General features: G+C 71.0%; 14 protein-coding genes and 1 pseudogene. 7 read left to right on the forward strand and 8 right to left on the reverse strand.

What is annotated here, in order from left to right; translation table 11 throughout:
- Positions 1 to 30 precede the first annotated feature (30 nt).
- The gene (locus RT2_RS07925) at positions 31 to 1,737 is read right to left on the reverse strand and encodes a phosphoenolpyruvate--protein phosphotransferase (protein ID WP_072844059.1); all 1,707 of its coding nucleotides are present in this window, start codon (positions 1,735 to 1,737) and stop codon (positions 31 to 33) included.
- A gap of 143 nt (positions 1,738 to 1,880) precedes the next feature.
- Between RT2_RS07925 and RT2_RS07930 the strand changes: the two genes are divergently transcribed.
- The 4 genes from RT2_RS07930 (at position 1,881) to RT2_RS07945 (ending at position 6,025) form a co-directional block, all read left to right on the forward strand.
- Entirely contained in the window at positions 1,881 to 2,642 is a 762-nt protein-coding gene (locus RT2_RS07930; RefSeq protein ID WP_072844061.1) for a DeoR/GlpR family DNA-binding transcription regulator, read from the forward strand.
- Positions 2,639 to 3,664 carry a 1-phosphofructokinase family hexose kinase gene (locus RT2_RS07935; RefSeq protein WP_072844063.1) on the forward strand — a complete coding sequence of 342 codons (1,026 nt, stop codon included), beginning with the start codon at positions 2,639 to 2,641 and terminating at the stop codon, positions 3,662 to 3,664. The genes RT2_RS07930 and RT2_RS07935 overlap by 4 nt, the downstream gene beginning before the upstream one ends.
- A 9-nt stretch (positions 3,665 to 3,673) precedes the next feature.
- Positions 3,674 to 5,701: a PTS fructose transporter subunit IIABC gene (locus tag RT2_RS07940; RefSeq protein ID WP_072844065.1), complete on the forward strand. Its 2,028-nt coding sequence runs from the start codon at positions 3,674 to 3,676 to the stop codon at positions 5,699 to 5,701.
- 66 nt (positions 5,702 to 5,767) lie between these two features.
- On the forward strand, positions 5,768 to 6,025 hold the full coding sequence (locus RT2_RS07945; protein ID WP_072844067.1) for an HPr family phosphocarrier protein: 258 nt from the start codon (positions 5,768 to 5,770) through the stop codon (positions 6,023 to 6,025).
- A 429-nt stretch (positions 6,026 to 6,454) separates the two neighbouring features.
- On the opposite strand, the gene RT2_RS25775 is transcribed toward RT2_RS07945, so the two are convergent.
- Together RT2_RS25775 and RT2_RS07955 are read right to left on the reverse strand one after the other, a co-directional pair.
- Entirely contained in the window at positions 6,455 to 6,598 is a 144-nt protein-coding gene (locus RT2_RS25775; protein ID WP_169888211.1) for a hypothetical protein, read from the reverse strand.
- Positions 6,599 to 6,828: 230 nt separating this feature from the next.
- Positions 6,829 to 7,452, reverse strand: a complete 624-nt coding sequence (locus RT2_RS07955) for a dihydrofolate reductase family protein (RefSeq protein WP_072844069.1) — start codon at positions 7,450 to 7,452, stop codon at positions 6,829 to 6,831.
- Between the two features lie 316 nt (positions 7,453 to 7,768).
- Here RT2_RS07955 and RT2_RS07960 point away from each other — a divergent pair, with 316 nt between their 5' ends.
- Together RT2_RS07960 and RT2_RS07965 are read left to right on the forward strand one after the other, a co-directional pair.
- Positions 7,769 to 8,869, forward strand: a complete 1,101-nt coding sequence (locus RT2_RS07960; protein ID WP_072844261.1) for a PQQ-dependent sugar dehydrogenase — start codon at positions 7,769 to 7,771, stop codon at positions 8,867 to 8,869.
- A gap of 69 nt (positions 8,870 to 8,938) precedes the next feature.
- Positions 8,939 to 9,451 (forward strand): annotated as a pseudogene (locus RT2_RS07965) (Tn3 family transposase); the annotation flags it as partial.
- A 266-nt stretch (positions 9,452 to 9,717) separates the two neighbouring features.
- On the opposite strand, the gene RT2_RS07975 reads toward RT2_RS07965, so the two are convergent.
- Entirely contained in the window at positions 9,718 to 11,112 is a 1,395-nt protein-coding gene (locus RT2_RS07975; protein ID WP_072844071.1) for an FAD-dependent oxidoreductase, read from the reverse strand.
- A 12-nt stretch (positions 11,113 to 11,124) separates the two neighbouring features.
- Positions 11,125 to 12,012 (reverse strand): AurF N-oxygenase family protein, encoded by an 888-nt coding sequence (locus RT2_RS07980; RefSeq protein WP_072844072.1) that lies wholly within the window; start codon positions 12,010 to 12,012, stop codon positions 11,125 to 11,127.
- A gap of 415 nt (positions 12,013 to 12,427) precedes the next feature.
- Between RT2_RS07980 and RT2_RS07985 the strand changes: the two genes are divergently transcribed.
- Positions 12,428 to 12,892 carry a MarR family winged helix-turn-helix transcriptional regulator gene (locus RT2_RS07985; protein WP_083577181.1) on the forward strand — a complete coding sequence of 155 codons (465 nt, stop codon included), beginning with the start codon at positions 12,428 to 12,430 and terminating at the stop codon, positions 12,890 to 12,892.
- 7 nt (positions 12,893 to 12,899) lie between these two features.
- Here the strand turns inward: RT2_RS07985 and RT2_RS07990 are convergent, their stop codons facing one another.
- From RT2_RS07990 to RT2_RS08000, 3 genes are all read right to left on the reverse strand, one after another.
- Positions 12,900 to 13,841 (reverse strand): VOC family protein, encoded by a 942-nt coding sequence (locus tag RT2_RS07990; RefSeq protein ID WP_083577183.1) that lies wholly within the window; start codon positions 13,839 to 13,841, stop codon positions 12,900 to 12,902.
- A gap of 504 nt (positions 13,842 to 14,345) precedes the next feature.
- Complete coding sequence (locus tag RT2_RS07995) at positions 14,346 to 15,671, reverse strand: alpha/beta hydrolase (RefSeq protein ID WP_072844076.1); 1,326 nt, start codon at positions 15,669 to 15,671, stop codon at positions 14,346 to 14,348.
- Positions 15,672 to 15,757: 86 nt separating this feature from the next.
- Positions 15,758 to 16,840 (reverse strand): hypothetical protein, encoded by a 1,083-nt coding sequence (locus RT2_RS08000; protein WP_072844078.1) that lies wholly within the window; start codon positions 16,838 to 16,840, stop codon positions 15,758 to 15,760.
- Positions 16,841 to 16,844 lie beyond the last annotated feature (4 nt).

The following is a 16,844-nucleotide window of genomic DNA, read 5'->3' on the forward strand; positions in this document are numbered from 1 at the left end:
CCTCATCCTGGGCCATCTCCCCCGACTCGGCTACCCCTGCAGGATCTGCGCCGCGCGCGCCCGGGCGGACTGCGGGTCGGCGCCGCCGAGCGCCGCCTCCGCCGCGCGGCGGCACTGCGCGAGGTCCGCGCCGGACAGCGCCGAACCGGTGGCCGCGACCGCGGTGGCGGCCATCGACAGCGAGGTGACCCCGAACCCGGCCAGCACGCAGGCGAGCAGCGGGTCGGCGGCCGCCTCGCCGCACACGCCGACCGGCTTCCCGGCCCGCGCGCCGTCGGCGGCGGTCCGGGCCACCAGCCCCAGCACGGCGGGCTGCCACGGGTCGCTCAACGCGGCCAACGACGCGGACAGCCGGTCCGCGGCCATCGTGTACTGGGTCAGGTCGTTGGTGCCGAGCGAGAGGAAGTCGACGTGCTCGAGCAGCCGGTCGGCTAGCAGCGCCGCCGACGGCACCTCCACCATCACCCCGGGCACCAGGTCGCGGGCCCGGACGGCCGTGGCGAACTCCGCCGCCTCGGCCACGGTCGCGATCATCGGGGCCATCACCAGCACCGACGCGGTCGACTCGCGCGCCGCCGCGGCGATCGCGTCCAGCTGCCGCGCGAGCATCTCGGGATGCTCCGCCGCGATCCGGTAGCCGCGCACGCCGAGCGCCGGGTTGGGTTCGTCGGTGGGACCGGCGAACTTGAGCGGCTTGTCCGAGCCGGCGTCGAGGGTGCGGACCACGACCTTGCGGCCGGCGAAGGCGTCGAACACCTCGCGGTAGATCGCCGCCTGCTCCTCGACGGTCGGCTCGGTGTCGCGGTCCAGGAACGCCAGTTCCGTGCGGAACAGGCCGACGCCCTCGGCCGCCGACGACGCGGCCGCGCGGGCGCCCGCGCCGTCCTGCACGTTGGCCAGCACCGCCACCGGGTGGCCGTCACGGGTGCGCCCCGGGCCGGTCCAGGACTCGGCGCGGCGGCGGACCTGCGCGGCGCGGGTGACCGCGGCGGCGGCACGCTCGGGGTCGGGCTCGACCTCCACCCGTCCGGCGGCGCCGTCCACCAGGACCGGGGCGCCGACGCCGACGCCGTCGAGGCCGGCGACCCCGACCACGCAGGCGATGCCGAGCTGCCGGGCGATGATCGCGGTGTGGCTGGTGGGGCCGCCGAGAGTGGTCGCAATGCCCAAGACCAGGGCCGGGTCCAGGACGGCGGTGTCCGCCGGGGCCAGGTCCCGGGCCAGCAGCACCGACGGCACCGCCGGGGCCGGGATGCCCGGTTCGGGGGCGCCGAGCAGTTCGGCTACCACCCGGTCCCGCACGTCGAGCAGGTCGGTCACCCGTTCGGCCATCAGCCCGCCCAGCTTGGTGAAGACGGCCGCGAACTGCTCGGTGGCGGCGGCCGCCGCGGACTCCGCGCCCGCGCCGGCGTCGACGAGCGACCCGGCGGCGCCGAGCCAGCCGCGATCGGTGGCCAGCGCGGCCGTGGCCCGCAGCACCTCCGCACCCGCGCCCGCGGCGGCGTCGGCCCGGGCCAGCAGCCGCGCGGACACCGTCTCCGCGGCCGCGAGGAATCGCCGCTTCTCCGCCGGGCGGTCGGCCTCGGGCAGGTCGGCGCCTCGGTCCGGGATCGCGGGCCGCCCGCCGGGCCGGATCACCGGGCCGTAGCCGACCCCGGGCACTACCGGCGTGCCGGCCAGCACGTCCGCACCGCCGTCCACCTGCGGCGCAGCGCTTCCTCGCTCAGACCCGGTCATCCTCACTCCTCGGCTCGTTCCCATTACGACTCCCACGTCACTCAACACAAGCACTGTGACGAGGATTACCCCAAACCATTGACATGTCAACACATACAGGCGTAAAACAACATAAATCAACATTACTTCGGGCAGGAGGCCACATGTACGCGGAAGAGCGACAGCAGGCGATCGCGGGGCTGATCGGCCAGCGCGGTCGCGTCTCGGTCGCCGACCTCGCGGAGGCCTACGAGGTGACCACCGAGACGGTCCGCCGCGACCTCGCGGCCCTCGACCGGCTCGGCCTGATCCGCCGGGTGCACGGCGGCGCCGTGTCGGCCACCGCGATCACGCTCGGCGAGACGGGCCTGACCGAGCGCGAACACAGCCACGCCCAGGCCAAGGACCGGATCGCCGCGGCGGCGCTGGCCTACCTGCCGGGTCAGGGCGGCAGCATCGTGCTGGACGCCGGCACCACCACGGCCCGGATCGCGCCGCTGCTCCCCGCCGAGCGCGAGCTGACCGTGGTCACCAACTCGATCCCGGTCGCCGCCCGGTGCGCGGGCCAGCACAGCCTGCAGGTGCTCGGCGGCCGGGTCCGCGGCGTCACCCAGGCGGTGGTCGGCGACCAGGCCGTCGCGACCCTCGCCGGCCTGCGCGTGGACGTCGCCTTCGTCGGGACCAACGCCCTCACCGTCGACCACGGGTTGTCCACCCCGGACCTCGACGAGGCCGCCGTCAAACGCGCCCTGGTCCGCTGCGCCAACCTGGTGGTGGTGGTCGCCGACGCGAGCAAGGTCGGCCGGGAGGACCTCGTGAGCTTCGCCGCCGTCGACGCCGTGGACGTGCTGGTGACCGACACCGACCTCGATCCCGGTGCCCGCACCGAACTCGAGGCCCGCGGCATCGAGGTGGTCCTCGCATGATCGTCACCCTCACCGCCAACCCCAGCCTCGACAGCACCGTCGAACTGGCCACCCGGCTCGAGCGCGGCGCGGTGCACCGCGCCGTCGCCACCAGCACCGATCCCGGCGGCAAGGGCGTCAACGTCGCCCGCGTGGTCGCGGCGGCGCAGTGCCCGGCCGTCGCGATCCTGCCCGCCCGCGCCGAGGACCCGCTGGTCGCCGCGCTCACCGACCGGGGCATCGCGCACCACCTGGTGCCCACCGCGGGACCGGTCCGGGGCAACCTGACCGTCACCGAGCCGGACGGCACCACCACCAAGCTCAACGAACCGGGGCACCCCCTCGACACCGGCCAACTCGACGCGCTCACCCGCCTGCTCGCCGAGCACGCCGGCGACGCCCGGTGGGTCGCGCTGTGCGGGTCGCTCCCGCCGGGGGCCCCGGACGACTGGTACGGCCACCTGGTGCGGACCCTGCGGGCGCTGCCCTGCGCGGTCGCGGTGGACACCTCCGACGTCCCGCTGCGCGCACTGGCCGCGGGCTTCCCCGGCACCGCGCCGGACCTGGTGAAGCCGAACTCCGAGGAGCTGGCCCAGCTGACCGGCTACGACGCCGGCGCGCTCGAGGCGGCCGCCGACGCCGGCGACCCGAGCCTGACCGTCCGGGCCGCGCGGGCCCTGCTGGAGCGGGGAGTCGGCTCGGTGCTGGCCACCCTCGGCTCCGCGGGCGCCGTCCTGGTCACCGGCGAGGGCGCCTGGTTCGCCCGGGCCCCGCGGATCACCCCCCGCAGCACCGTGGGCGCGGGCGACTCCGCGCTCGCCGGCTACCTGCTCGCGCAGGTGGCCGGGGACGGCCCTCCGCGGGCCCTGCAGCTCGCGGTGGCCTACGGCACGGCCGCCGCCGGCCTGCCCGGCACCGCCCTCCCCCGCCCCGACCAGGTCGACCGCGACGCCGTCGTCGTCACCACCCTCGACGCCCCGAATCCGACGGTCTGGGCCGCCGCACCATCCACCACGGCCGCCGACCCGGCCGCCGAGCACTGAGGACCCGACATGTCCACTCCCACCGCAGGTTCCCCGGCGATCATCACCGCCGAGCTGATCGCCCTCGACGCCGACCTGGGCGCCGACACGGAGGCGGTCATCGGCTCGCTCGCGGCCCGGCTCGCCGGGGCCGGACGCGCCACCGACGTCGACGCCCTGCGCGTGGCGGCCCTGGCCCGCGAGGCGCAGTCCGCGACCGGGCTGCCCGGCGGCATCGCCATCCCGCACTGCCGGTCCGCGGCCGTCACCGCCGCCTCCCTCGGGTTCGCGCGGCTGCAGCCGAAGGTCGACTTCGGCGCCCCCGACGGTCCCGCCGACCTGGTCTTCCTCATCGCCGCGCCCGAGGGCGCCGGTGCCGAACACATGAAGCTGCTCTCCGGCCTGGCCCGCGCGCTCGTGCGGCCCGAGTTCGTCGCGTCGCTGCGCGCGGCCCCGGACGCCGACGCGGTGGTGGCGCTGGTGCACGAGGCGCTCGGCCTCGAGGTACCCGGGCAGGCCGCACCGGCCCCCGCACCCGCACCGACGCCCGTCGCCGCCGCACCGTCGACCTCCGGGCGCTACGTCGTCGCGGTCACCGCCTGCCCCACCGGCATCGCCCACACCTACATGGCCGCCGACTCGCTGGTCGCGGCCGGCGAACGGGCGTCGGTCCCGGTGCGGGTGGAGACCCAGGGCTCGAGCGGCGGCACGTCGCTGAGCCCCGAGGTGATCGCCGGCGCGGCCGCCGTCATCTTCGCCACCGACGTCGGCGTCAAGGGCCGGGAGCGCTTCGCGGGCAAGCCCGTCGTCGCGTCCGGCGTCAAGCGCGCCATCAACGAGCCCGACGTGATGCTCGCCGAGGCCGTGCGGGCCGCCGACGACCCGTCCGCCGCCCGGGTGGCCGGCACCGCCGCCGGAACCGACACCGCCGCGGCGGCCTCGGACGTCGGCTGGGGCACCCGGCTGCGCCAGATCCTGCTGACCGGCGTGAGCTACATGATCCCGTTCGTCGCCGCGGGCGGCCTGCTGATCGCGCTCGGCTTCCTCTTCGGCGGGTACGAGATCTCCAGCGGCGCCAAGGAAATCGTCCTCGACAACTCGCTGTGGAACCTGCCCGACGGCGGGCTCGGCACCTACCTGGGCGCCGTGCTCTACCAGCTCGGCTCGCTGGCGTTCAGCTTCCTCGTCCCGGCGCTGGCCGGTTACATCGCCTTCGCCATCGCCGACCGGCCCGGCCTCGCACCGGGTTTCACCGCCGGCGCGGTCGCGGTCTTCGTCGGCGCCGGCTTCATCGGCGGCCTGGTCGGCGGCATCATCGCCGGCTTCGCGGCCCTGTGGATCGGCCGGCTCCGGGTGCCGCAGGTGCTCCGCGGCCTGATGCCGGTGGTCGTCATCCCGCTGTTCGCCACCCTCGTCGTCGGCGCGCTGATGTTCATGGTGCTCGGCCGGCCGCTGGCCGCGATCACCAGCGGCCTGACCAACTGGCTGGGCGGTCTGTCCGGCAGCTCCGCCGTCGCGCTCGGCATCATCCTCGGCCTGATGATGTGCTTCGACCTCGGCGGCCCGGTCAACAAGGCGGCCTACGCATTCGCCGTAGCCGGGCTCAGCGTCACCGACCCGGCGACCCTGCGGATCATGGCCGCGGTGATGGCCGCCGGCATGGTGCCGCCGCTGGCGATGGCACTCGCGTCGACCATCCGGCCGGGCCTGTTCAGCGAGGCGGAGCGGGAGAACGGCAAGGCGGCCTGGTTCCTCGGCGCCGCGTTCATCTCCGAGGGTGCCATCCCGTTCGCCGCGGCCGACCCGCTGCGGGTGATCCCGTCGATGATGACGGGCGGCGCGGTGACCGGGGCGTTGATCATGGCCACCGACGTCACCCTCAGCGCCCCGCACGGCGGCATCTTCGTCCTGTTCGCGATCGGCAACATCGCCTGGTTCCTGATCTCGATCCTCGCCGGCATGGTCGTCGCTGCGGTCGCGGTGGTGCTGGCGAAGCAGTTCCTCCGCCGTCGTGGCGAGCCGGAGTCGGCGGACGAACTCGTCCCCGTCGCCGCCTGATCGGCTGCCCCGCAACCGAACCCGCAAGTTCCGTCATCGAAATCTCCACCGAGGAAAGGTCACACCATGCCCAGCACCACCGTCGCCGTCGGTTCGTCCATCGGCCTGCACGCCCGCCCCGCCGCCGTCATCGCCGAAGCGGTCACCTCGGCCGGGGTCCCGGTCACCCTGTCGGTGACCGGCGGCGACCCGGTCGACGCCGGCTCGGCTCTGATGATCATGACCCTCGGCGCGACGCAGGGCGTCGAGGTCACCGTCACCAGCGACGACCAGGCCGCCGTCGACGCGGTGGCCAAGCTGGTCGCCGCCGACCTGGACGCGTGACCCGCCACGCCCGGTTTGCGAGCAGGCCGGTGCAGCGGGGCGGCGGGTCCGGAGCGCCGGCCGGGCGGGGGGCCAGGTCACTGCGGCCTACTTATGCGGTCAGGTCTCGGAGTACTGGCGGTCGGCAACTCCCGGTGAGTTGGCGTCTCGATGCCGGTTGACGAAAGGTGTGGCCTTGACACGGAGGATTCGTGATGGGGTGTTCTTCACAACCCCAGCGGAGCTACCTCGGGGCGGGCACGAGCTGAGCCGAGACAAGGTTCTTGCGGCGCAGCGCGAGCGACTGATGATTGCCGCAACGGAACTGATGGCCGAGTCGGGCTATCGCGGCATACAGACAACACGTCTCGCCCTCCCTTCGAGTTTCGATCCCGCACAAAGCCGCCCCTCCGTCGGGAGGAGCGGCTTTCGTGGTGCGGCTGGGCCTGCCTAGAAAGGCTGGCCCAGCAGCGTCGCGATCAATTGCAACGGCATCGTGACGAACGCCGCCCCGACGAAGAGTGCCGATCTCAGCGGATCACCGGCCAAGTACCCCTCGCGAATCCACTCCAAGGCATCCACAGCTGAACCCATTCGATGTCCCTCCCCATTACTCTTGCGATTCACGGAACTGTCGTCCGCGAGAACTGTTCTGTTACAGGGTCTAACAGTGGGCGACCCGTCGCCGTCACGTCCCCGGACCTGGCGTCACGCCGATCGGACGATTGTGACGCCGACGAGCAGTCGTCCTCCACCCGTATCGCCGCCGCACAATTCGCGCCAGGCCGTCTGACGTAGCCCCCGCGCTCGGAGCCGAGCGTCGGCTAACCCGCCTGGTCGACCGCCGACATGTCGCCAACGCCTGGCGTCCCGTCAGCGAGCGCGTAGCGCAGCAGCACCGCGCCCTTCGGAGAGGAGACGACCGGCTCGACGAGTCTGAGGTTCGTCGGAACCACCCCGTCGGTGAAGATCTTCTTCCCACCGCCGAGGAGGATCGGGTACACCCAGAGCGTGAGCCGGTCGAAGAGCCCCTGCGCGAACAGGGTCTGCACGAAGTCGAGGCTGCCGATGACGTGGATCTCCGTGTGTCGGCCGCGCAGCTCACGGACCGCGGAGGAGACATCCGGACCGATCACCATCGAGTTGGCCCACTCGAGGTTGCGCGCCTGGCGCGATGCCACGTATTTCGGGAGGCGGTTGAGCAGCCGCGCGATGCTCCCGTCCGCCTGCGGCCAGTACCCGGCGAATATGTCGTAGGTGCGGCGCCCGAGTAGCAGCGCGTCCATCCCCGCCATCCCGGAGGCGATCTGTTCGCCGACGACCTCGTCGATGAGAGGTGCCTGCCAGCCGCCGAACGCGAACCCGCCGTCGGTATCCTCGCCCGGCCCGCCAGGCGCCTGCGCGACGCCGTCGAGAGTGGTGAACAGGTCGATGCAGATGAGCCCCATGTGCGCTCCGCCCCTGCCGGTCGTCGTTGCCCGTCGCCGTCGCCGTCGCCACGACGTGACGTGACATCAAGACTGCCACCCGATTCCCCGACGGAACAACCGGTGAACCCACCGGGAACAGTCAGAGCGATCAACCCGAGGTCAATGTTGGCCTCGTCGGTGAGAACCGCGGTTCCGACGGGGCCGCGGCTGCAATGATCGAGGGGTGGTTCGACCGCACCCACCCCGTTCACCGTTCGCCCGCCGCGATCCCGGCCCGGGCCGGGCCGGGCGGTACCGCGGGCGGGCGGTGATCGCGCTCTGCTGTGCGGCGACGATGACGGCCTGCGGTGCGCCGCGTCCGGACGGCACGGCGCCCTTTCCCACATTGGACGTCGTCACCGAGATCGCCGATCTCGACCATCCGTGGGACGTGGTGGCCGCCCCGGACGGCACCCTGCTGACCGGTGAGCGATCAGGACGCTTCGTCGTCAAGCGACCGGGCGGCTCGGCCCGCGAAGTGGTGGCGGCAGATCTGCCCGGCCTCGTCGTCGACCGCGAACTCGGCCTGATGGGGATCGCCCTCGCCCCCGACTTCGACGCCACCCGCACCATGTACTCCTGTCGCAGTTACGCGGCGGGCGGGGCCGTCGACATCCGGGTGCAGTCCTGGACCGTCGACGAGCACTGGACCGCACTCACCCCCACCGGCACCCTGGTCTCCGGGCTTCCCCTCAGCAGCCGCGGCCGGCACGGCGGCTGCCGTCTCCTCCCCCTCCCGGACGGGACGCTGTTGATCGGCACCGGCGATGCCACCCAAGCGACGTCACCGCAGGACCCCAGCTCGCTCGGCGGCAAGGTGCTGCGGGTCGACGCCGCTACCGGGGCACCCGCCGCGGGCAACCCGTTCCCCGACAGCGCCGTCTACACCCTCGGACACCGCAACGTCCAGGGACTGACGATCCGACCGGGCACCGGGGAAATCTACTCCGTCGAGCAGGGCACGCACCGCGACGACGAGGTGAACCGGCTGGTCCCCGGCGGCAACTACGGATGGAACCCGGACGCCGGCGACGGCTTCTACGACGAATCCGTGCCGATGACCGACCCAGACCGGGTACCCGGGGCGATCGCGGCGGTGTGGAGTTCGGGTCCGGCCACCATCGCCACCGCCAGCGGGACGTTCGTCACCGGCCCGGGGTGGGGCGAATGGGACGGCGCCCTGGCCGTCGGCGTCCAGAAAGGCCGCAAGGTGCTGTTCCTCCGTCTCGCACCCGACGGTCGCAGTGTGATCGCCGAAACCGCGCCACCCGAACTGGCCGACGAGTACGGCCGGATCCGCACGGTCGTCGCCCAACCCGACGGGTCGCTGCTGGTGACCACCGACAACGGCGGCGACGACAAGGTGCTGCGGGTGACGGCCTCAACCGGGCGGTGATTCGGCACCGCCCGGCGTCCCTGTCACCGAAGCGCTGGTGGGTCGCACCGTCGTTGCCGGGACGAACTCGCCGGGCGTCGGATGCGCGACGAACTCGCCGATCGCGGTAAAGGCAGGAGAGGACCGGCATGCGTTGTTGGACGAGCTGCTGGTGATTGTTTTCGACCCGGTGATTGGCGACGAGGAGATCGGCGGCATGATCCGGGGCGAGCGGACCGGGTGGGAGCGGCTGCGGGCCGCGGTGGCGCAGGCCGTACCGAGGCTGCCACGCGATCACGGCCACCTGGCCGCCATCGATGCCTCGTATTCGTACCTGCGGCAGTTCACCCCGGCGGTGTTGTCGTCGGTGCGGTTCGCCGGCGGTACCGCGGCGACCGAACTGTTGGTCGCGGTGGACGTGCTGCGGGAACTGAACGCTACCGGCACCCGGAAGGTCCCCGAGGAGGCGCCGACCGGGTTCGTGCCCACCAAGTGGAGCAGATACCTCGACGAGGCCCGCAATCCGGCAACGGCACCGCCTACCGGCACTACTGGGAGCTATGCGTGCTGCTCGGCCTGATCCACCGCCGATACCACGACCCCGACGACGACTCCAGCCTGGCCGATCTGGCCGATGAGTACAGCGTCGGCCGCTCCACCATCCACCGCATCGTCAGCGGCACCGCCCCCAAGACGTAGGACCTGCTTCCTCGATCACGTCATTCATCAGGCAGAAGGCCGGAACTTCGTTGGATTCTCGGCGATTACTACCCGTACCCCGACACTTCGGCGATCAGCCTGTACTCGACGACGAAGCGGTCTCGCACCGCCAGCGGCCGGTTTCCGGGCTCGTGGTAATCGTCCGGAAGTCACACCCGCGAGCGCAGGTCCGTCGCGAGTTGTGTGACGGTTTCGGCCGCGCAGATGCGGTTGTCGCCGACGCCGCCGGACGCGCCTCGTTTCGCCCAGCCGACGACGTACAGTCCCTCGACCGGTTCGCCGGTGTCGTGGGAGATCACCTGTCCCCGCCGGTTGGGCACCACCCCGCGTGTGTCCAGTGGGACACCGTCGATCCGCTTGGTGGTGAACCCGGTGGCGCAGATCGCGGAGTTCGCGCGGAAGGCACGACCGGCCGTCGTCGTGACCTCGACGGCGCCGAGGTCGGTCTGTGCGAGGTCGGCCACCTCTTGTCCGAACGACAGGACGACGCGCAGGAGACCCGTGGCGTCGGCCGGCAGCCCGCGCATGCCGTGGACGTCGGTGGAAGGCAGGTGCGACAGCTCGCGTAGCAGCGAACCGTCCGCGCCGGCGCGGGGCACGCTACCGGCGCCGTCGATCAGCACCTCGGTGTGTTCGAGGTCGAGAAGCTCGTAGAACGCAGACGGAGTGAACGAGGCTCCTGCCGGAGCCGACCTGGACAGGACCACCAGTTCTCTGACTTGTTCGCCCGCGGCAGCTCGGCGGCGGTTCTTCGCGACCCACCGGACGATGTCGAAGGCAACGTTTCCCGCGCCGATCACGATGCACGTGGGTCCGGCGGGCGCGGGCGGGGGAAACCCCGCGGACCCGCAGTTCTCGGCGACCAGGATGTCGATGGCCTGGCGGATTCCGCCGCCGGCGGAGGCGGGCCCGAGCTGGCGCGGCTGCGAGGCGCCACAGGCGAGAACAACGGCGTCGAATCTCGCCCGGAGTTCGTCGATCGAGATGTCCACGCCGACTTCGGTGTCGTGCACGATCGTGACGCGGTCGTCGCGGAACGGCACGTCGAACAGCCTGATCATCGCGCGCACCCCGACGTGGTCGAGGGACACACCCCGGTGCAGCAGGCCCCCGACGGTGTCGTACTGCTCGTAGACGGTGACACGGATCGACGTCGATCGCCGCAGGAGCTCGCGAACGGTGTACATCGCAGCCGGCCCCGACCCCACCACGGCGACCTCGAGCCTGTCGCTCGGACTTGCCAGTGGCAGTTCGAAGACGGCGCGCGGTCGGGGGCGCGGCACGGCGGGGATCTGCGCAAAGAACTCCCTGTTGCGGGTGGCGTAGGGGCGCTCGGCCGGGGTCAGCGCATGCTCGGGTTTGATGGCCGAGGCCGGGCAGGCCTCGACGCATGCGGTGCAGTCGATGCACGAGTCGGGGTCGATGAAAAGCGTCTCGGCGGAGGCGAAGCCGTCCTCGCCGGGGGCGGGATGAATGCAGTTCTGCGGGCATACCCGCACGCACGAGGCATCCTTACAGCAATTCCCCAGAATGACGTGGGTCACGACGACTCCTGCTCAGAGAAGGTTTGATTTTCGGTAGATCCATCGAGCGCCGAAATTCAGCAGTCCTTCTTTGCTCAGGAATTCGATGAACGGTTCCGCGGCCCTGCGGAACATGATGCGGTGGTGTTCGTTTCCGTCGATATTCGACCTCACGACGTCCCAGTCGAGACCGAGGGCGTCGTACACCCGCCGATTGACCAGTCCCTTGGCGACCAGGTGCGTTCCCACCGCGATGATCAGCGTGCTCACAAAGCGTCGGAAGCGGGAGATCCCGATCAATCGATCACGGATCTTCTGACGCGCGTACGCCATGTGCCTGGACTCTTCGACCACGTGAATGTAGGCCGCGCGGCGAATCGGTGCGGCGACGCCGTCGCTCGTCATCCAGTCACGCTGCATGACGTCGAAGATCTCTTCACCTGCTAGGACGACGCCGTACGCCACTTCGTCCCAGGCGATGTGGCGGAACACCCAGCCGAAGAAGTCCAGCATGCGGTCACGCGGATAGAACTTCGATCCGATGCTTTCGACGGCGTTGGCAAACATCAACGAGTGCAGGTTCTCGTCCGCACATTCGTTGAAGAGGAACTTGACGTCCGGTCGCGCCGGATTCGCACTGTGGCTCGCCCTCAGCAGTGCCACCTGCAGGCCCACCTCCAGCCAGATGCCGACACCCAGGAACTGGGCCACTTCGCTTCTGGTGAGTCGGACGCGCTCCGCCTCGGACATGGCGTCCCACATCGGGGTGCCGAAGAGCGGTGACCACTCCGGTGTCATGCCGTGACGTTCGTCGTCGCCGGGTTCGGCCTGGCAGACCAGCGGACTCCGCGAATCGAAGGACAACCGCTTGGCGGATTCCAAAAGGGTCTTGAATATCGCGTCGCTTTCGGAAGCGGTCATCCTTCCCTACTCCTCAATTCGGTTGCAATCAGTATTCGATTCGATCACTGTCTCGATGCGGAACTGCAGGTTCCGGCTCGCACTCATTCGAGCACGGGACCACATACTCGGACACCGCCTGGGCGGCGCCTTGAACAAAGGAATAGGTTCTCTTTACTGTTTAGATACTGCCTGCGCAGTGTCGCCTGAATCATACGGGCGTTCGTGACCGGGTGACGTATTGGCACTCGGCAACATGCCGGACAGAAACCGCGCCGGCCCTCGCCAGGACCGGCGCGGCGACAGGAGATGTCGATCGCCGGCCGACTCTCGCCGGAAGCGCAAAGCCGTCTGCCCTGCCATCAATTCGGCAAGCCATTCACATGGTCAGCAAACAGTTGGGATACCCAGAATTTAGGTGCCCTATAGTGACGCCATGAGTTCGTCGGACCCTGCCAGCACTCCCAGACTCTCCGACCGTCCGGGATACGCCCTGGTCAGAGCGGCAATGAAGGTCCGCCAGTGTTATGCGGACACCCTGGCAGCGGCCGGACTGCTACCCAATCAGCACGCGATTCTCAGCACGCTGCACGAGGCCGGTCCATGCAATCAGAAGGAACTCGCACTGCGAGTCGTGGTCAACCCCGCCGACATCGTGGCCTACCTCGACGGACTGCAGGATCGCGAATTCATCGTCCGGGAGCGCGATCCCGCAGACCGTCGTCGTCAGATCGTGACGATCACCGATGCCGGCCTCGCGAAACTGATCGACGCGGATCGTGCACTTGACAGCGTCGAGACCGCGGTGTTCAGCGGCCTCTCCACCCAGGACCTCGCGTCCCTCAACAGGATTGCGGCCCGCGTGTACGACGCCGCGGACGCCGTGAACTCCACGCGATAGGGCGGCGTCACCGCGGCGCGCCCGCAGCCGCGGCGACGAGGCCGTCTACGGCGATCGGCTTCACGATCCCCGGGACCCGCGACTTCGCGGCGTCGGAGAGCTTGTGCCCCCAGTAGCTCGGCCGGTTGTAGGTACGCGCGACCCAGCTCAGGTCGTCGACAGTGAGACCGCCGTGCCCGTACTCGATCTGCAGGCCCGACGGGCTTCCGATGTAGACCGAGGTCATAAGGTCGTTGGTGTGCCGGCCGAGTGACTGCATCACGTCGACGTCATGTTCGTCGACCAGGTCGATCATTCTGCCCAGGTCGTCCAAGTGCTCAACCTCGAGCATCAGGTGATTGAAACCCACGTGGCCGGGATACTCCGACAGCGCGAGCGAGTGATGCCGGCCGTTGACGTGATAGAAGCGCACACCGACGTACTTCGTGTTGATCCGGTCGGACAGCCGGAATCCCAGGACGTCGACGTAGAACCTGTTGGCCTCCTCGATGTCCGGCACCTGGAACACGACGTGCCCGAGACCCTGGTCGCCGGTGACGAATCCACCGCGCATGGTCCGGCCGGTCGAGAAGGACAGTGGTGTCGCGGCCTTCCCCCAGGTCAGCTCGTGCCGGATCCCCCAGGGATCCTCGAACCAGGCCAACTCCGCCACCTCCCGCTCCTGGCACAGGCCGGGTTCGCCCGAGTACACCGCGACCCCACGGGATTCGAGATGGTCGACAAAATCGTGCAGGTCGGTCTCGTTGGCCATCCCCCAACCCGCGTAACGGAACTCGTCCTCCGCTGCGGGGTGGACCGCAATTCGGTAGTTGATGTCGTCGACCGCGAGCCGGACCGCCCCGTCCGGCCCGTCGGGTGCGAGCATCGTGCCGAGAAGTCCCGTTCCGTAGGTCCGCCACTCCTCGGACCGCGGCGAGCCGATGCCGATGTAGGACAGCTCTTGAATCATGTTGGCAACTCCTTCGTTCGGTGCGCCCGAGGACCGTCTCCGCCACTTCGGTGCTGTACGGAGGAAATTACATTGATAACCAAACGATTGGCAACCCTACCTATTTGCAGCTTGTTGCCTGCCCGCCGAATCGACGAAGTCCACCGACCGGATCGTTTCGCGCGGCGGGCTGCACCACCGACTACCGGTGGCCCCGCGCGAGGAGATGTCTCGCACTAGCCTCGAAGCCCTCGGGACTGAGCACCTCGAAGGCAAAGGCATTGCGGCGAGGCGGTTCGTCGTGTTGAAAGCGAAGCTGACGGCGAGTGCGTCCTGGATCTGCTGGCGTGAGACACCGCCGGCGACCACGCGGGGTTGGCGACGGACCGAATGCGGCAAACCACCGGAATCACATTGCCCGCGCGCGGCGCCGCCGACGCTCGTGCCGTCCGGGTTCGATCCTGGCCCAGGCTGTCGATGCCGTCGAGCACGAAACCGATTCTTCAGTCCACCGGATCAGCCTGACTACGCCAGCAGACCGGTCCGCCGGGCCAGCCAGTCCAGCTCGCCGGCCAGCGCGGGCGCCCACACCTGACCGGTGTGCCCGCCCGGCAGCTCGTAGTAGCGCACGTCCAGGCCGGCCGCGTGGGCCGCGGCGTACATCCGCCGCTGCTGGGGCCGGTACTCCTCGTCGTCCGCGCCGGCCACGAACACGCCTGCCACACCCGGCAACCCGCGTCGGGCCAGTACGTCCCGGGCATTGACCGCGGCGAACGCCACCTCGTCCCCGCCGAAGGTCGCCGCGACGGTGCCGGGGTGATCGCCCAGCGACGGCTCGTCCTGGCCGGAGATGTCCAGGAAGGTCGGGTACACGCCGGGATGGTTGGCGGACAACTGGATCGAGCAGGTCCCGCCGTACGAGTAGCCGCCGATCGCCCAGGCCCGCGGGTCCGTGTCCACCTGCAGGTTCTGCCCGATCCAGGCGGGCACGTCGACGGCCAGGTAGGTGTCGACGTTGCCCAGGTGCGAGTCCAGGCACAGCGGCTCGGCGTCCTGGGCGCCCAGCGCGTCGGGCACCACCACCACCGGCGCGAGTCCGTCGTGCGCGGCCGCGAACGCAGTCACCGAGTCGGCCAACCCGTTGCCGAGCCAGTCGTCCGGGCTGCCCGGGTTCCCCGCCACCAGCACCAGCACCGGCAGCACCGCGCGGGGCGAGTCCAGGTAGGCCGGCGGCAGGTACACCAGCGCAGGGCGCGCCGAGAACCCGGACGCCGGCCCCGGGATCACCACGTGGGTCAGGACGCCGTCCGCGGTCCGCCGCACCGGCGGCTGCCAGACCCGCGACGTCGGCCACCCCGACTGGACCCGCGGCTGCGGGCCCGGCACCGCCGCGAAGTCGACGACGTGGACGGTCGGCGGAGGGCGATGTCCGACGGCGGCACCGAGAGTCGGGAAGCTGCCGGTGTCCCTGTTGACGACCCCGGCGGCGGACACGCACACCGCCGCCGCGGCGAGGGCAGCCACGATCACCCGCCCGGGACGCGGGCCCCGGGCGAGAACGGCGACGGCCGCGAGAATCCCGAGCAGCGCGGCGACGACGGCGACGCAGTCCCACGCCGACAGTTGCAACGGCAACGGCCGGTAGGCCGCCCACACCGTGACGGCGATCCCAGCGGCTCCGGCGACCGTGGCGGCCGCGACCACAGCCAGCGCCCGCAGGCGCATCCGGCCGACCGCGACCAGCAGCCCCACCACGCCCAGCCCGCCGACCACCAGCATCGCGACCAACGCCCAACGGCCGGTGACCGACAGGTGTGACGCCGTGGTCAGCAGGTGATGGGCGGACTGCATCGGGTCAGTATCCCGGGACCGGCGGCCCTACTTCCAATCGGACACGGCGGACGCGGTCACCGCACAGCCAGTTCCGGGCGGCGCGGTCACGCGTCCCGGCGAGCCCGGAACCACAGCGCCCCGCCGCCGAGCGCGGCGGCACCCATGCCGGCCGCGACCGCGACCACCGCGCCCGTTGCGCCCGAGTCGGCCTGCGCCGCGGCCACCACGGGGGGCGGCGGCGCGGGGAGGTCGACCAGCCCGGTGGCGCCGCGCAGGATCTGGATCGGAGGCAGCGGACCGCCGTTCGCCTCCGAGGCGCTGAGCAGGTCGCCGTCCGGGGTGAAGGCGATGGCCTCGCCCTGCGGCTGGTTCGGCATCGGGACCCGCACCGGCGTCGCGCCGGTCAGCGCGGCCGCGATGTCGCCGTCCGGCGCCGGGTAGAGGTAGACGTCGGTGTAGGTGCGCACCGCGACGACCCGGCCGTCGGCGCTGACCGCGCCGCCGGTGACCAGGATCGACCCCGCGACCGGCATCGGGCTGCCGGGAGTGTCGGTGGGTGCATAGGCGATCTGCCCGATGCGCTGCAGCGGCGCCGGGCCCGGGCCGAGTTGGTCCAGCGTCGCGCCGCCGGCCGGTCGGTAGATGCCGCTGGCCGCGAGGATCTCCTTGGTGACGATCACCGGCCGGCCGTCGCGGCCGACCAGCAGCGTCTCCGCGTCGTGCGGGCCGTCCGGGTAGGTGAGCAGGTGCCTCGCGCCGGCGCCGGTGACGGGGTCCACGTCGGTCAGCGACACCTGCTGGCGGACCTTGGTGTTGTCGCCGGTGTCCGCGAGCCAGAGCCGGCCGCCGGCCATGGCCATGTCCTCGACGTCGAACGGGGTCGGCGGCACCGGAACCGTGCCGGTGACCTGGCACTGGTCGTCGAGCACCCACACCTCGTCGTCGGTGCCGCTGTCGCCGATCGCATACATCGTGCCGCCGGTCGAGACGAGTCCGGAGATCTCCGCGAGACCGGGATCGGTTGGGGTGCAGAGCGTCTCGAAACGGGCGTCGGACACCTGGGAACCGGTCGAGGAACCGGCGGAGCCGGTGGAACCGCTCGAGTCCGGCGCGGCCCCGGCCGGGGCCGCGGTCACCACGGCCGACCCGACCACCGCCAGCGCGAGCAGCGCCAGCCGGCTACGCATCGGC

This window comes from Rhodococcus tukisamuensis NBRC 100609, assembly GCF_001894985.1.
GTDB lineage: Bacteria > Actinomycetota > Actinomycetes > Mycobacteriales > Mycobacteriaceae > Rhodococcus_G > Rhodococcus_G tukisamuensis.

Coding starts and splice junctions, on each gene's coding strand:
- RT2_RS07925 (WP_072844059.1), bottom strand. CDS start 1,737: ATGACCGGGTCTGAGCGAGGAAGCGCTGCGCCGCAGGTGGACGGCGGT.
- RT2_RS07930 (WP_072844061.1), top strand. CDS start 1,881: ATGTACGCGGAAGAGCGACAGCAGGCGATCGCGGGGCTGATCGGCCAG.
- RT2_RS07935 (WP_072844063.1), top strand. CDS start 2,639: ATGATCGTCACCCTCACCGCCAACCCCAGCCTCGACAGCACCGTCGAA.
- RT2_RS07940 (WP_072844065.1), top strand. CDS start 3,674: ATGTCCACTCCCACCGCAGGTTCCCCGGCGATCATCACCGCCGAGCTG.
- RT2_RS07945 (WP_072844067.1), top strand. CDS start 5,768: ATGCCCAGCACCACCGTCGCCGTCGGTTCGTCCATCGGCCTGCACGCC.
- RT2_RS25775 (WP_169888211.1), bottom strand. CDS start 6,598: ATGGGTTCAGCTGTGGATGCCTTGGAGTGGATTCGCGAGGGGTACTTG.
- RT2_RS07955 (WP_072844069.1), bottom strand. CDS start 7,452: ATGGGGCTCATCTGCATCGACCTGTTCACCACTCTCGACGGCGTCGCG.
- RT2_RS07960 (WP_072844261.1), top strand. CDS start 7,769: ATGACGGCCTGCGGTGCGCCGCGTCCGGACGGCACGGCGCCCTTTCCC.
- RT2_RS07980 (WP_072844072.1), bottom strand. CDS start 12,012: ATGACCGCTTCCGAAAGCGACGCGATATTCAAGACCCTTTTGGAATCC.
- RT2_RS07985 (WP_083577181.1), top strand. CDS start 12,428: ATGAGTTCGTCGGACCCTGCCAGCACTCCCAGACTCTCCGACCGTCCG.
- RT2_RS07990 (WP_083577183.1), bottom strand. CDS start 13,841: ATGATTCAAGAGCTGTCCTACATCGGCATCGGCTCGCCGCGGTCCGAG.
- RT2_RS07995 (WP_072844076.1), bottom strand. CDS start 15,671: ATGCAGTCCGCCCATCACCTGCTGACCACGGCGTCACACCTGTCGGTC.
- RT2_RS08000 (WP_072844078.1), bottom strand. CDS start 16,840: ATGCGTAGCCGGCTGGCGCTGCTCGCGCTGGCGGTGGTCGGGTCGGCC.